Here is a 14,386-nt window from a genome sequence, read left to right on the forward strand (position 1 = left end):
CTTATTAATTTAATTTCTTTATCATCCGATACATCTTTCTATTTGGATACGCAATAAAATCGTAAAACACTTCATAGGCTAAACTTTTATAAAAACCTATTGCCTTTTCATTATCATAAAAATCAGTAGTGAGGGAAAGCTGGGCACAACCTTTGGCTTTCAAGGTTTCCTCAAGTTCAAGTAATAATTTTTTTCCTATGCCCTTACCCTGTCTTTTATCAGAAACACCTATTGATAAAAGTTCTGCATATTCGCCTTTGTCATTAGCAGATGCGTTTGTTTTCGAAAAATTTTTAAATAGTCTGATTAATGCAGAGGTCTTTGTAAAAAGCAACTCGATTCCGATAAATGAGAATTTAAAAAAGTTTTCTAAAATAAGATTCCTGTTAAAACTTTTTGATAAGGTAGTAGCAGCAGCAAAACCATATAATTCTTCATCCTCATAAAATCCTATTAGGAGCCCTCTCTTATCTCTACGGACACAATCATAATATACTTTCAGAAAATGATCTCCAAGTTCAGTTAAGAAAAAATCCCGGAAGGAAGCTTTGTGAACTTTTACAAGTTCATTTATATCTTTTTCAGGCACAGTTTTTATATTCATCAGATCACCTCCTCAATTGTAGTTATTATCCTGCCAAGATTTGCTTTTTTAGAAAGATTTGAAATAGCATACTTCTTTCCTCTCTCTCCCATTAATTCTAAGTCGGCTTTTGCCATCTGATACATTCGTTTCATAGCTATCTCCATATCGTCGACACTTTCAGGTTCGGTTACAAAACCACAATTCGAATTTGTCAAAATATTTGCCACATCGCTTTCTTTCTCCACACAAGCTATAATGGGTTTAGCAGAAAATAAATAGGCGGTCAATTTTGAAGGTGTCGCGGTAAGAGAAATGCCTTTTTTTAATGGCAACAAAAGAACGTCAGCCCGGGATTGGATAGATGGAACATCTGATGGGACAACCTCCAAAAATTGGATATGTTGATTGTTTAATTCCTTCGCAATTCTAATACATTCGTCTTTTTCATTTCCGTTGCCAACGATTACTAAACGGCTATCGGGTAAAGACGCTTTATCGAAAGCATAAAGTAGTAATTCCACTCCGGCACTTGCGCTAACGCTGCCCACGTACATGAATGTAAACACAAATTGCTGCCTCTTCGCAGCTTCAAACTTTAAAAAGACCTCATCATCCTGCCAGTTTCTGACTACTGTAAATTTTGACTTGTGTATTCCCCTGGTTTTAGATAAGTAAGAAACCATATTCTCCGAAATACCCAAAATTTTTGTTGAGTGTCGCAAGATGTACTTATCCAATGGCAAAAGAAATCTGTAAAAAAAACTTCTAAAAAATTTAGGTAATTTTCCGACGAGCGATTCCGGGTAAACATCCTGGATATGGAGAACGGTTGGGATATTTATTTTTTTTGCTTCTTTGATTATTAAATATTGCGACGCCAACGGCCAGGAATTTATGTAAATACAATCGATTCCTTTACCGTTCTTTTTAATATATTCTGCGCTGCGTTTTCCGAAACTATAACTTTCCCTAAATCGTCCGATAATTGTTGAAGCCGGTGACACAAACGACTGCAGCCGGATTACGTTATAATTTACAGGATCCTTCAAATTTTCAAATTGATACCCTTTTGGCCGGCTAGGTACCGGGCAAAGCACCACAACATTATTTTTTTTAGATAGCTCAAGAGCAATATCATTTGAGAGGCGGGCAGAAACTACCGGCTCAGGAGGAAAAATTGAAGAAATAATAAAGATTTCTGGCAAAATTGTGAACGCTGATGCTAAACCCTGCAATGCTATGTAAGAATAATTGCATTGATACTTACAGGTAGCCTTGTTTAAACTAAGAAAAAGGATGTGTGGAAGCAGGTATTTTTGCAAATGGATGGTATTCCCCTTTAAGACCTATTGGTGTAGCGTGTCTGATATCGTGTACTATTTGAATCGCCTGTTTCGTTTCTCCAATCCGAAAGCCATTTCCGGAAAGGATCGCTTTGTACGAATCTGTGTGAAGATCCGTAAAGCCATCGCTAAATTCAAGTTCATCTCCTCCTATCTGTATCGATCTGTAGGTGCGTTTCCCCTGTGCTTTTATTTCGTCCGGTATTGTATCGTAACTGATGCTCAGAAACCATCTTACCCGCGCCTTCTCGAGTTCAAGATATCCGGCAGCCCTGTCGTGAGTGTGCACATTCACTGTGTTGCTTATTACCGGACCGAAGATCCAGGTAAGCATATCATAAAAGTGAACACCAATGTTTGTCGCGATACCACCCGACTTACTAATATCACCTTTCCACGAGGTGTAATACCAATGACCACGTGACGTAAGATAGGTGAGATCAACATCATATATTTTGTTTTCAGGGCCGTTCATTACTTTTTCCTTCAACGCGATTATCGCCTGGTGAAGCCTCAATTGAAGTATTGAAAAAATGTGTTTGCCTGACTCTCTTTCTATTTCCTCAAGTGCATCAATATTCCACGGATTTAATACTATTGGCTTTTCACAAATTACATCAGCATTGTTTCTCAAACCAAAACGAATGTGGCTGTCATGCAGATAATTGGGCGAGCAAACAGAAACGAAATCAATAGGATGATCTTTTCTTTTTTGTTTATCAATATGCCTGTCAAACCGTTCAAACTCTACAAAAAAGTCAGCTTCAGGAAAATAACTGTCCATAATACCCACACTGTCAAAAGGATCATAAGCAGCTAACAAATTGTTACCTGTATTTTTTATTGCCTTTAAATGTCGCGGAGCAATGTATCCGGCAGCTCCAATTAATGCAAATTCTTTCATATGTTTTCTTTTAGATTATTTTTTTCTGATTGCGACGACATTATTTCGTCGCAGATTCGTTCTGCCGCGTTACCACCGCCGTATAACTCACTTGATTTTACAAATTCTTTGTTGGAGATCGATTTAACTGCCGCCAGAATTTTTTCGGAAGATGCTCCCACAAGTTGGTTGTAGCCATTAGCGACAAGTTCAATCCACTCAGTTTCGTTGCGCAGTGTAATGCAGTATTTATTGAAAAAATACGCTTCTTTTTGTACCCCGCCACTGTCAGTCAGCACAAATTTTGAATGTGATAATAATTGCACCATGTCGAAATAGCCTACCGGTTCTATGATCTTAAATTCCGGGATAATATGAGAGGTTGCAAGTATTTTGCCTGTTCTTGGGTGAAGCGGAACCACTACAGGAATTGTGGTGTTTACTTTGTTCAAGGCAGTAACAATTTCCCTTAACCTGTCAATATTATCTGTATTTTCTGCACGATGAATGGTTGCCAGAGCGTATGCGCCGTCTTGCAATCCATTATCCTGCAAGGTTTTTGATTCCTGATCTGATTTCGCTTTGTAATATAACGCTGCATCTTGCATCACATCGCCTGAAAGAATAATTTTTGATTGGATGTTTGCAAATCCTTCGTTCATTAAATTATTTACTGCAGTTTCAGTAGGGCAAAATAAAATATCACTGATCCTGTCGGTAAGAATCCGGTTAATTTCTTCAGGCATATCATTGTTGTAACTTCTTAGCCCCGCCTCTACGTGTATTACCTTTATGTGGAATTTCTTTGCGGCCAGGGCGCCAGCTAAAGTTGAATTGGTATCGCCATACACCAGCAAGTAATCAGGCTTTTCCTTCAGTAAAATTTCTTCTATCCCTTCGAGCATTTGGCCGGTCATCGCGCCATGAGAAAGCCCGTGGATGTCTAAATTATAGTCAGGCACCGGGATTTCCATTTCGTCAAAGAATATCTGGGACATATTTTGATCGAAGTGCTGGCCGGTATGAATAATTACTTCACTTACTTCTGTAGGATATTTGCTAAATGCACGCGATACCGTTGCCGCTTTTACAAATTGGGGACGGGCACCTATCACGGTAACTACTTTTATCATTTGAATAGTTGTAAAAAAAGGTTGAAAAAATTATCCGGATACAAAAAGACAGTAAACGAACAAATAACCGGAATTTATGTTTTGTAAAATTGGAAATAGTATGTCTAGCAAATTATTGCTTTTGTAATGCAGCAATTATGATTTTCCTGGCACTGTCTGCCTTCGTTTCAATCAAAGGATTTTGTATTACATCCTCTGCGAGCGCTTTTGCCTTTTCTGCGCCAACCTGGTTTGCATACGCCCGCAGCAAACTATAATCTTCAATTCCTAATTTAAATGCTTCCCACCGCCTGGTTGAAATTATTTCCTTTCCCGGACCATCATAAATAACAGAGTAGCTGTTAGTAGGATAAATCAAAGGATCTGTGAAAGAATTTAAGGTTTTATTGATTCCCTCATCAGCGTAATTCCAAAACCCGATGCCGGTATATCCGTCTGCAAATGCTGTCCAGGACATTAAGCGATAGAAACGGTAAGGAGATAAATTTCGTGCAGGCGCACTTCCGCTATATGTCCAAACCTGGCAACTGTGGGATGGTAAATTTTGAATACCCACGAAATTAGATTGAATTTGAGCGACGTCTAATAATGTCAATAATTCGTTCACTGCCGTTTGATTCGCTAACGTAGCATAAAATTTAATATTTGGAATGGCTTTCTTAGCCCATAACATGAACGCTTTAAAATCAGAGACATTACTTCCATACACTTCATCGTAGGGATATACATAAATCATTGCATTGCTAAATCCGTGTTGTTGAATGTCATCTATTATCGCATTGTACCATTTGACAAATTTCGCCTTCCAGTCATCTGACATAAATTGTCCGTCGCTATATCCACTTCTGATTCGTGGTTCAGCGTAATTCATAAACAATAGGATGTTTTTCACACCTTTAAAATTGCTTAGGTAGTTATTAAAAGCGGTATAATTGCTGGTAACGAAATTCGGAATAACCGCCGCTGGAATAACCATCGTATTAATGTTATGGTCCAACAGGTCATTCATCGCTTCCTCCTTCCGGTCAGATAAAATAGGTCGTGTAAAATACGCCCATACATTGGCATTCAACCGATTATTGCTAACTGCAGCATCAAATACATTTACTTTTATATTAATAACTTTCTTTTCAGATCCGCATTGAAATACCAAATTGATGTTTGTGCTCCCGGTGGTATTTGCCCTCACTTTAAAAAAGAACATTTTTGTGTAACCGCCATCTATTTTAACAGCCCCGTCAACATTTACAAGCGGATCCGGCACCTCATCACCATTTGTGGTCGGTACAAAAGGAACCGTAAATAAATCAATTCCGGCAGAGTATCCTTTCTGATTTAATTTAAATTGAAAGTTTTTTGCTGAGGTAGTAGTATTCGTTATCACAAAGGAACCATAGTCTGACAAACCTTTAGGTATAGAATAATTAAATGCAATTGGCAAAGATGAAGAATTATCCGGAAGATAAAACTGGCTCAACGTGTCCCAGGGGTTGTATCGTTGAACTAAAAAAGAACTCTTACTTACTGTTTGAGCATATCGTGCGTTCATCACCCCTACCCGGCGTTTGAGATCCTGCAGCTCAGTACCCGAAATATTTTGCCTGCCTAAGCTTTTTACAATTTGATCAATCGTTGCATCACGCCTAAAATTGACATTTCCGTGGGACCTTTCTAAGCCATTAACCGTTCTCCTTAAGTTTTGTTTCAAAAATTCTATATTTTTTATTGAATCTTCTGCCTGTCTCAAATTATTTTTCAAAATTGGATAGGTCTGCTTTAGCGAAACCTGTGCTCCCTTCCACACTTCTATTTCATCACAAAACACAAAAGTACCATTGGGAATGACAGAAATTCTTACATACCGGCCAGTTGCCTTAATACTGCTTAAAACAAATTTTTTTACAAGATAAGGTCCGGGCACATTGCCTGTATCATCAGCGACATCACCGACATATTGATAATTTTCATCGTCTTTGCTGACAAAGACAAATATGTTTTTTGGAAAATTTACAAACTGGTCTTGACGTCTGACTGTATTGAAAGTAACCGATGAAATCGGTTGCGACTGTTCTAACTCAATAGTAATAGTTACCGGAACATGCTCCCATCCTACTGTGGTGGCTGCAGCCCAAAAATATCCCTTTGTGTAAACGCCATCTGTCAACGAGGTTTTGTCAGAGGAAGGTGCAGTATTAGGATAATTTGGGGAAACGGACAACGTGTAACTTTTATGTAAAGCTATATTTTGTGCTACTCCTGAAATTTCCGTCAGAAATAAAACTATTAAAAAAAGACATGCGCTTACTCCGTATCTCATTTACTACTGTTGTCTATTTAAGCTTAGAAAATCTTCTATGCTTTGAAAATGCGTGGCTCTTTGTTGTAGTTTTTCATCAGAGTATTCCCACCATTTTGTTGCTTCAAGTTCTTTAATAACATCATCATCAAATCGTTTCCTGATTACTCTCGCCGGATTACCTGCAACAATTGAATAGGGCTCTACGTCCTTTGTGACAACGGAATGGGCTCCAATTATCGCACCATTTCCAATGGTTATCCCACCTTTAACAAAAGCATTAGAACCAATCCAAACGTCGTTGCCGATAACGGTTTTTACATATTCCTGAAATTGCACTTCTGCAAAACATTTATTTAAAATATTGTTCCTGGAATAAAAGACCGGAGAAGTGGAAACAAAGTTTACAGGATGACTTCCTCCGCCTATCATTACATTACTGGCAATTGAACAAAAATTTCCAATTTCGGCTTTAATTATCCAGCAATGATCAGCTACATATGAATATCTTCCAACAACGGACCAATATATACGGCTTTTTGTTAGAACAGCCACTGTTGGATCTATGTGACTCTCTGTTATGAAGACGAAAAGAGAGCTTTTGGAAAAAAGCCGTGCAGGCAATTGAAAAAGCTGACCGATAACAATTTTAATTTTCCTCATTATTCCTGTGCTATCAATTTAATTGCATAAAATGAATAAGAGGAGCAACTTCATGTTCCCAATTATGCCGCTGAAGAAAAGCGCTTCTTCCTCTTTCAGCCATTTCGCAGGCTTCAACGGGTCTGTTTATTAAAAGCTCAAACGATTCTGCTATTTTTTCAGGATTTTCCGTATCGGTTAACAATCCGCATTTTTCCTGATTTACAATTTTTACCATTTCCACAGAGAAGGAAGGAACGATTACGGGAATACCGGTAGCCATATACTCAAAAAAACGATTGGGAAGGCTATCAATTCCCAGATCTTTGCCGTAAGCGATAAGGCCTCCATGGCAAGCAGACATCTCATTTTGCATTTCAGCGAATGGCAATCCATGATGTAACTCGACATAATTTTCTAATCCAAGCTGCTTCAGCTTATCTTTGAAAGAATGATTATCCAAACCTTGCTGTTCAATCATTAGTACCCTACATTCTATATTTTTTTTCTTTAAAATTACCAATGCATCTAAAACTTGTTTTGTTCCTCTTGCTGGATGATTTTTCCCGTGAACAATAGTGAAAACACTTTTCTTTCTTATTTCACCACTTGGCTTTGCATAGCTCTGGGGTAAACAACTCCTTACTATCATAAAAGGACGGGCTGGTGAAACATAAAAATCCAAAACATTGTTGTTCACCCCGATTGTCAGATCAAAGTCGCGAACAACTCTTCTGATTAGTTTTAATACAAAATTGCTAACCACAGGATAAAGCTTTCCCTTTATTTTTCGGTTAAGCAGGTCTTTGTGAAAAACCTCGTGAATATCAAAAATCGCTTTCGCTTTTCTCCGATTTCTAATGAGTGAATAAAAAAAAGCCAATTCCGGATCCGGAATATACACGTATGCAATGTCCTTTTGCTTTAAAAACTTTTTCAAAACTAAACGGTTCACAGCAAGCCTTCCAACCATCCCTTTCTTTTCAGGGATTAGGATTCTTTCGATATTATCATTTCCCAGCTCATTTTCAAAATAGAAACTTTCAGGACCAATCCAAATTACCTCAAATGTTTGATTCAGCGAAAGAGCTATTTTATGGTAAACGCGTACGTCGTCAATTGGGTGAACACTTGTTAATATGCAAACTCTTTTTTTCATTTTTCAATTCATTTTTTTCTTACAGAGTTGTACATCCTCATAAAAAAATTAAAAGTTGAATCAATTGAGGGATATTCACTGTGTTCCACTTTCGGAAGATTCAGAAATGAATCTAACTCACTTTCATCTATTTCAAGTTTGTTGCAGATATATTCTTTATCCAGTTTTAACTGCTTGCTGTCGTAGAGAGGCTCTTGCAGTTCTTCCAATGCCTCAGGCCTCGAAATGAATCCGGATATTATCACGCTGGAGAGATGTGCTTTTCGTTTATCATATCCATATCTTTCCGGCAACCAGTAATGTTGGAAAAACCTGGTAAAAACTGATTCACCATGCTTTACTCCATAGTCTTGCCAACCGAATTCCGATTTCAGAAAATCCTTTGCTTTTTGTTTATCATAAACAACATAATCAAGCGGCTTAAAAACTTTCTGTTTTAGTACGATTGTAAAATAGATCTTCTCGAAAAGTGAAATTGTAGTATATGATTTCAGTTTTGCACCTCCGAAGTTTTTATTAATGTACTTCAATTGCTTTGAATCCATTGCATTGTAGCCCCACGACTTTGGCATAATGGATTCCGTTGCAAGGTTGTGGCCAGTAAGGATATAGCCTATTTTTTCTTTTGCCGCTCTTTTATATAATTGAGCAAAAAATACATGATCCTGGGGAATATCCTGGTTGACGACCCCTGACCTTAAATAAGCGAGTTGCAGTTTTCGTACTTCTTCCCAATCCACAACATAAGTATACAAGTCAACATTCAGCGCTTTTACTAATTTTTCAATGTTCGATTCAGCAATCTCTGAATTCCAACCTGCATTCACGTGAACGGCCAAAACCCGCAAATTCCAAACTCTCGTGGCAAGATGGATCAAATAGGAACTATCAACTCCGCCACTCAACCCGATTACACAATCATAGTTTTTGTTTTTACCGGCCTCCCTGATACGGGAAAGAAGCGTTTCAAGTTTCTTTGCGCCAATTTCGTTGGGATGCCATCTTTCTTCTAACAAAAGCTCGGCGCCGCAACAATGGTTACAAAAGCCTCTTTCATCAAAGTGAATATACTTGTCGCTTTCATCCATTACACACCGGGCACAAATGCGCCAATTATTCATTTATTATTTTTTTTATTGTTAAACGATCAGGATAACTTATCAGCACCGCCTTTCGCGGTCCGTTGAAAACAAAGATACTTCCTGCCGCGGCTGCACCTGCACCTCCATTAAAAATCACATCTTTTATATCCCCGTAACTACCACAGCCACCACAAGCTATCACCGGCACATCTACTTTTGAGGTTATAGAACTAATTAATTCGACGTCATAACCTTTCATTGTGCCATCTCTGTTCACATCATTTATCAAAATTTCACCGGCGCCCAATTCCTCAAAGGCCTTCATCTCGCTGGAAATAGAATCTGTTTTCATTGGAATCTTTTCCATAGAATTTGTGACAATATGCCTTTTGCCCCAAAAATCTTTATTGATGTTTACGGATACAACAACACTCTGATTACCATATTTGGCGGCAAGTTTTGAAATGAGTTCCGGGTTTTTGAACGCCGTTGAATTCAGGCTGATCTTCTCAATACCAATGCTAAATAATTTCTCTGCATCTTCTAAACTTGTCACTCCCCCACCGTAAGTAAGTGGTGAAAAACAAACGGTCGAAATTCTTTGAATCAACTCAAAATTGGGCTTTCTTCCCACTTTGGACGCTTCAATATCCAAAATAATTATTTCATCAACCATTTTTTTGTTGAAAATGTTAATCGTGTTAAGAGGGTCGCCAAGGTAAACCGGATTGGCAAACTTGATAGTTTTGACCAATCCTTTTCCTTTCAAAAGCAAACAAGGTATGATTCTCGATCGGATCAATCAGCAGTACAGTATTTGGCAAAAGCCATGAGAAAATTCATGCCAAATTGATGGCTTTTTTCCGGGTGAAATTGTGCACCAAAAATGTTGTCCTGGTGGAACGCCACCGGGAACTCATAACCATATTTACAGGTAGCCGTTACAATATCATTGTTGCAAATTAAATGATACGAATGAGCAAAATAAAACTGCAGTTCGTTGTTGATCATGGGGAAAAATGAATCGTTATCCTTTTGAACGTGTATGTCATTCCATCCCATATGCGGAATTCTAATATTTTTCAGGTCATCGTCAAATTTAAATTTGATACAATTTCCATTAATCCAATTTAATCCACTTAAGGTTCCCTCTTCGCTTCCCCTTGTCATCATTTGCATGCCAAGACAAATTCCAAGAACCGGTAAATTGTCTGCAATTACTTTTTTGTCCACAACTTCTCTTAATCCTGATTCATTAAGCAGAGTCATTCCATAATCAAACGATCCTACTCCTGGTAAGATCAGTTTTGTAGCCTTTTCAATGTCTGAAGGAGTTTTTGCTAAAAAAGCATCAACACTAATATGCTTCAGCATATTTAGGATAGATCCCACATTTCCTACTCCATAATCGATAATTCCAATCATATTTCATTTTTCGCCATAATCCTACCTGGCAAATGCGTTTGTCCTGTTATCAGATTAAGACAAATTTTTTCCATTTTACGTACAATGTTTTTATAGTAGAACTGGCTGATTTTTGCCAGGTCGGGATGAAAATCTCCACCTACTCCACATATTACCTTCTCATATTCTGAATGTAAAAACCTTTTCAACCTTGGCAGATCTGTCTTTTCAGAAATGTGTTCACAATCTATTCCAACCTGAAGTTCTTTAACCATTTCGGAAAGCTCAGCATGTGGCACATTTCCATTTACGATCGAAATAATCGGTTTGAAAGCCTGAACATATTCGTAAAACTTTCCCGAGAGAATTCCTTGCTCTTTTTCTGTATTCCAGCTCAAAACAACGAGAATGTCTGCCGATTGCTGTAGTTTCATTGAATTCACCCTTGAGAGATATCCATGATCAATTATTATTTCCTGCATTTGATATCGTTCTGCCTGTTCGTATAGATGTAAACTGTTTTTACCCGCATAATGAACCTCAACATTACTTACAAGGATCTTTTGCTCGGAAGATAACTCAGCAAGTGCCTTGAATAACATCGACATGTCTCGCCTTCCGTTGTATAAAGCGCCGGTGTAAACGATTTTAAATTTTCGAGAGCGTTCGTTGTTTTGTTCAGGTATGTACGACAGTTCTTTTTCAAATCCATTATAAACAACGTGAACTTGTTGATTGAGAAAACTTTTTTCGCCCACCAGCTTTCTTAACATTTCCCGTTGTCCTATTGACACTACGGTTATGGCGCTGGCTTTTTTCATCATATCGTTTTCATAATACTTGTAAATACGATTTATTATCTGGGGATAATCATCTGTTTCCATTTGGTCACGCAAATCAGAAATCCAGTGTGTTGCTTTTTTCTGTTCTACAATATAGCGCGCGGTTAAGTAGGAAGACAGCGGTCCGTAGGATGAAATGACAATATCAAAATGTGTCTTTTGCAATTTGTCATTAATTATTCTTTTAGCCTGACGATGCCAGTCGTACTGCAACAGCAGTGTATAAAGCTGCAACCTCAAACTCCGCAATGACGAAATTGTTTTCCCAAATCTATCCCTTTTTATTATTTTTTGTACTTTATTCGGGGATACCGGTAGACGCGTGCTAACAGATCTTTCAACACCTGACATCAACTTTAATGCTCTCTTTGAATTATTTACCCTCACGATTCGAAGGGATTGCTCAATATCGGAATCTCCAAACCGGTTAGACACACTGGTCAAAACGGTAATAGCGTGTCCCATTTCGTGTAGATATTTAGCGAAATTGGTTACCCGCACAGCACCAATGTCGTTATTCGGATAAAATAATTTACTGCAGATTAGAATATTCATATTTTTCAATAGAAACTTGTGGCTTTTTGCGGAGCCTACAGGTGTGGTACCTCAGAATGATTATTGATATTAAAACCGCGTTCCAAAGGAACTTTTTATTGTAAGAATCAAGAAAAAAAATTACCACCATTGTTGCAATCAAAATGGCAGCAAGCAAGCCCAACTTATTTTTCAATGTTTTTCGCAGAAGTATTACCAGCGACCCGGTAAACAAAATAAAACCGACAATTCCCGTTTCAACCAGCACAATCAGAAACTGATTGTGTACACCTTTTTGAGTAATTGCCTGGAAGCTGCCGAGTCCGATTCCGAAAAGAGGCGCTTTAAAGAATTCAGAAATGGCCATTCCCCAGATCACCAATCGGTTACTTCCTTTATCCTCCTCCATTCTGCTGATGGTAAAACGCTGCAAAATGTCCGCATCAATATAGGGAATCACGATTACAATCACCGCAGCTATAATTATCAACGTTTTAAAAATGGTAAGCGTTTTAAAAGAAGTTTGTGAACCCTGCGAATATTGGTTATTGAACAAAAGCAAAAACAACGTGCCTGCCATTGCAGAAATAAGCGCTCCTCTTGAGCCTAACATCAACATAGCAGTGACTGGCAAACCCAAAAGAACAAAATTTAATAAAACAATCCGAGTGCTGAACAGCTTAATCCCTTCGTTATTCAAAATCTTCCATACTGAAATAATGGTAGGAATGAGAAGCATTGCAGCCATATTGTTTGGATCTTCCATTGTACCACCGATCGATAAGGTAGCTCTGCTAAAACTTCCAAAAGTTTCCCCTTGAACAACAATAATGAGAGAGAAAATACCGGCAGCAAATTGAAAAAAAGTCAACAGCTGATCCATATCTTTTTTATTCCAAGACAGTGTGGAGGCAATGATAACAATAAAAACCATGTTTGCCATTGCAAGAAAATAATAGGAGCCCATTTCAACGTCGACAGACCATAAAAGAGTAGCAAGTGAACAACCAAGGAAAGCGATCATATATAATAATGCCTTGTTCTTTTTAAGGTTCGGTATCATTCCCTTCTTTAACAGAATCCACAAGAAAATCAACACATATCCGAAGATCTTCAATAAGGAACCTCCCAATGCCGTCAAACCGTACTCTACTAATGTCAGACAAATGTAAATAATAATCGATTTTTTAAGAACGTTTTCGAGCATTAAGTTTCCTAATTCAATATGTAATTCGAAAATGTGAGATAATTTTTTTCCGCATCGAAATACGATAACCAAAAGTTGAAGGTCGATTTCTGTAAGCTCATATATGTATCCGGATCGCTCTGTTTAACCAAATAAAAATCTTTCAATGCAGCAGCAATGTCAGTAACGCTCGCTTCCCTGGGAACGAGTGTTCCTGAAATCCCATTTTTTACAATTTCACTATTTCCACCTACGTTCCTGGCAAGACAAGGAATTCCAAAGGACATTGCCTCCATAATTGACACAGGTACTCCTTCAAAGTCGCTGGTATTCATAAACAATTCCACTCGATTTTCAATGTAGAATTTTAATATTTCAGAATTCGGTAATTGACCTTTGAACTCAAAGGAAACATTCTGCCCGGTAAGTTTGATCTTGGCGAGATTAATAATACGGTCGTAATCGGCTCCACTGCCAAAGTGAACCCATTTGCAATGGATGTCATGCTGAATTTCTGCTAATGAATTTATTATTAAATCCAAACGCTTCAATTGATAAATGCCGGAGCAGGAAACGAGAGTAAAGCAGCTACTTTCACTTTCTTGTGAGCTAAGATTGCTTTGTCGCTGAGTGCCAAGATAAATTACTTTTTGTTCAGCCCTTTTTTTTGCCGCCCTCCTACTCATTATCTGGTTATACTCGTCCTGTGTGTGTACCGAAATAAAGACAATTTTATCTAGGCAACTATCGATCGTTTTACGAAACGGAATATAACTGTGAAAATCCCGAATCTCGAACCCATGAGCCCTGGAAACAGCCTTGATCTGGGGAAATGCTTTCTTTGCTTTTGCAACAAAATAAGCATACGTATTAAGCCAGTAAGAATACAAGACAATTTGCTCGCCTTTCCAGATTCTAAAAAAATAGCCTCTTAAACGTCGTTCGATCATCCACGAAACAATGCAGCTTAAAATAATCGTTTTGAAAGAGGGCTTCACCCTCATTTTCTTCCTTTGCCGCAGTTCCTCAAAAAATTCTTTTGAAAACAGCTTTCGCAGAGCGTAAATGGCAGAGGCAACAAAAAAATCTTTTTTTCGGGAAACTATAATACTATATGGCCTCGAATGTAATCGGAGCTCTTTTTCGGTTGTAATAACAAACACCTTTTCGAAATTGTCAGCAATAACATCCAACTCGTTTATCAAGAAAGATTCATTTTCAATTTCATGAGTAACAACTATCAAATTCATATTTGGAGAAAAAAGAAAATCAGCGATAAAACAAAAATTGGTTTGT

13 protein-coding genes are annotated in these 14,386 nt (G+C 37.9%); all 13 read right to left on the reverse strand.

Annotated features, from left to right (window positions below; genetic code table 11):
- Positions 1-4 precede the first annotated feature (4 nt).
- Positions 5-604: a GNAT family N-acetyltransferase gene (locus EFY79_RS13185; protein WP_123121192.1), complete on the reverse strand. Its 600-nt coding sequence runs from the start codon at positions 602-604 to the stop codon at positions 5-7.
- Complete coding sequence (locus tag EFY79_RS13190) at positions 604-1,791, reverse strand: glycosyltransferase family 4 protein (protein ID WP_148041925.1); 1,188 nt, start codon at positions 1,789-1,791, stop codon at positions 604-606. Before EFY79_RS13190 ends, EFY79_RS13185 begins: the two co-directional genes overlap by 1 nt.
- Before the next feature lie 79 nt (positions 1,792-1,870).
- Positions 1,871-2,833: a Gfo/Idh/MocA family protein gene (locus EFY79_RS13195; protein WP_123121194.1), complete on the reverse strand. Its 963-nt coding sequence runs from the start codon at positions 2,831-2,833 to the stop codon at positions 1,871-1,873.
- Positions 2,830-3,945, reverse strand: a complete 1,116-nt coding sequence (gene wecB / locus EFY79_RS13200) for a non-hydrolyzing UDP-N-acetylglucosamine 2-epimerase (RefSeq protein ID WP_123121195.1) — start codon at positions 3,943-3,945, stop codon at positions 2,830-2,832. The genes EFY79_RS13195 and wecB overlap by 4 nt, the downstream gene beginning before the upstream one ends.
- A gap of 112 nt (positions 3,946-4,057) precedes the next feature.
- Positions 4,058-6,262, reverse strand: coding sequence for a discoidin domain-containing protein (locus tag EFY79_RS13205; RefSeq protein ID WP_123121196.1), 2,205 nt, complete (start codon positions 6,260-6,262; stop codon positions 4,058-4,060).
- Positions 6,263-6,265: 3 nt separating this feature from the next.
- On the reverse strand, positions 6,266-6,904 hold the full coding sequence (locus EFY79_RS13210; protein WP_123121197.1) for a CatB-related O-acetyltransferase: 639 nt from the start codon (positions 6,902-6,904) through the stop codon (positions 6,266-6,268).
- Between the two features lie 13 nt (positions 6,905-6,917).
- On the reverse strand, positions 6,918-8,042 hold the full coding sequence (locus tag EFY79_RS13215) for a glycosyltransferase (protein WP_123121198.1): 1,125 nt from the start codon (positions 8,040-8,042) through the stop codon (positions 6,918-6,920).
- An 8-nt stretch (positions 8,043-8,050) separates the two neighbouring features.
- Positions 8,051-9,163, reverse strand: a complete 1,113-nt coding sequence (locus EFY79_RS13220; protein WP_123121199.1) for an N-acetyl sugar amidotransferase — start codon at positions 9,161-9,163, stop codon at positions 8,051-8,053.
- Positions 9,156-9,926 carry an AglZ/HisF2 family acetamidino modification protein gene (locus tag EFY79_RS13225; RefSeq protein WP_123121200.1) on the reverse strand — a complete coding sequence of 257 codons (771 nt, stop codon included), beginning with the start codon at positions 9,924-9,926 and terminating at the stop codon, positions 9,156-9,158. The genes EFY79_RS13220 and EFY79_RS13225 overlap by 8 nt, the downstream gene beginning before the upstream one ends.
- Entirely contained in the window at positions 9,923-10,549 is a 627-nt protein-coding gene (gene hisH, locus EFY79_RS13230; RefSeq protein ID WP_123121201.1) for an imidazole glycerol phosphate synthase subunit HisH, read from the reverse strand. Before hisH ends, EFY79_RS13225 begins: the two co-directional genes overlap by 4 nt.
- Positions 10,546-11,925, reverse strand: a complete 1,380-nt coding sequence (locus EFY79_RS13235) for a glycosyltransferase (RefSeq protein WP_123121202.1) — start codon at positions 11,923-11,925, stop codon at positions 10,546-10,548. Before EFY79_RS13235 ends, hisH begins: the two co-directional genes overlap by 4 nt.
- The gene (locus tag EFY79_RS13240) at positions 11,903-12,967 is read right to left on the reverse strand and encodes an O-antigen ligase family protein (protein ID WP_158605217.1); all 1,065 of its coding nucleotides are present in this window, start codon (positions 12,965-12,967) and stop codon (positions 11,903-11,905) included. Before EFY79_RS13240 ends, EFY79_RS13235 begins: the two co-directional genes overlap by 23 nt.
- Before the next feature lie 152 nt (positions 12,968-13,119).
- Positions 13,120-14,340: a glycosyltransferase gene (locus EFY79_RS13245; RefSeq protein ID WP_123121204.1), complete on the reverse strand. Its 1,221-nt coding sequence runs from the start codon at positions 14,338-14,340 to the stop codon at positions 13,120-13,122.
- Positions 14,341-14,386: the final 46 nt, after the last annotated feature.

The sequence above is a fragment of the Hanamia caeni genome, from assembly GCF_003721595.1.
In the GTDB taxonomy this organism is placed as follows: domain Bacteria; phylum Bacteroidota; class Bacteroidia; order Chitinophagales; family Chitinophagaceae; genus Ginsengibacter; species Ginsengibacter caeni.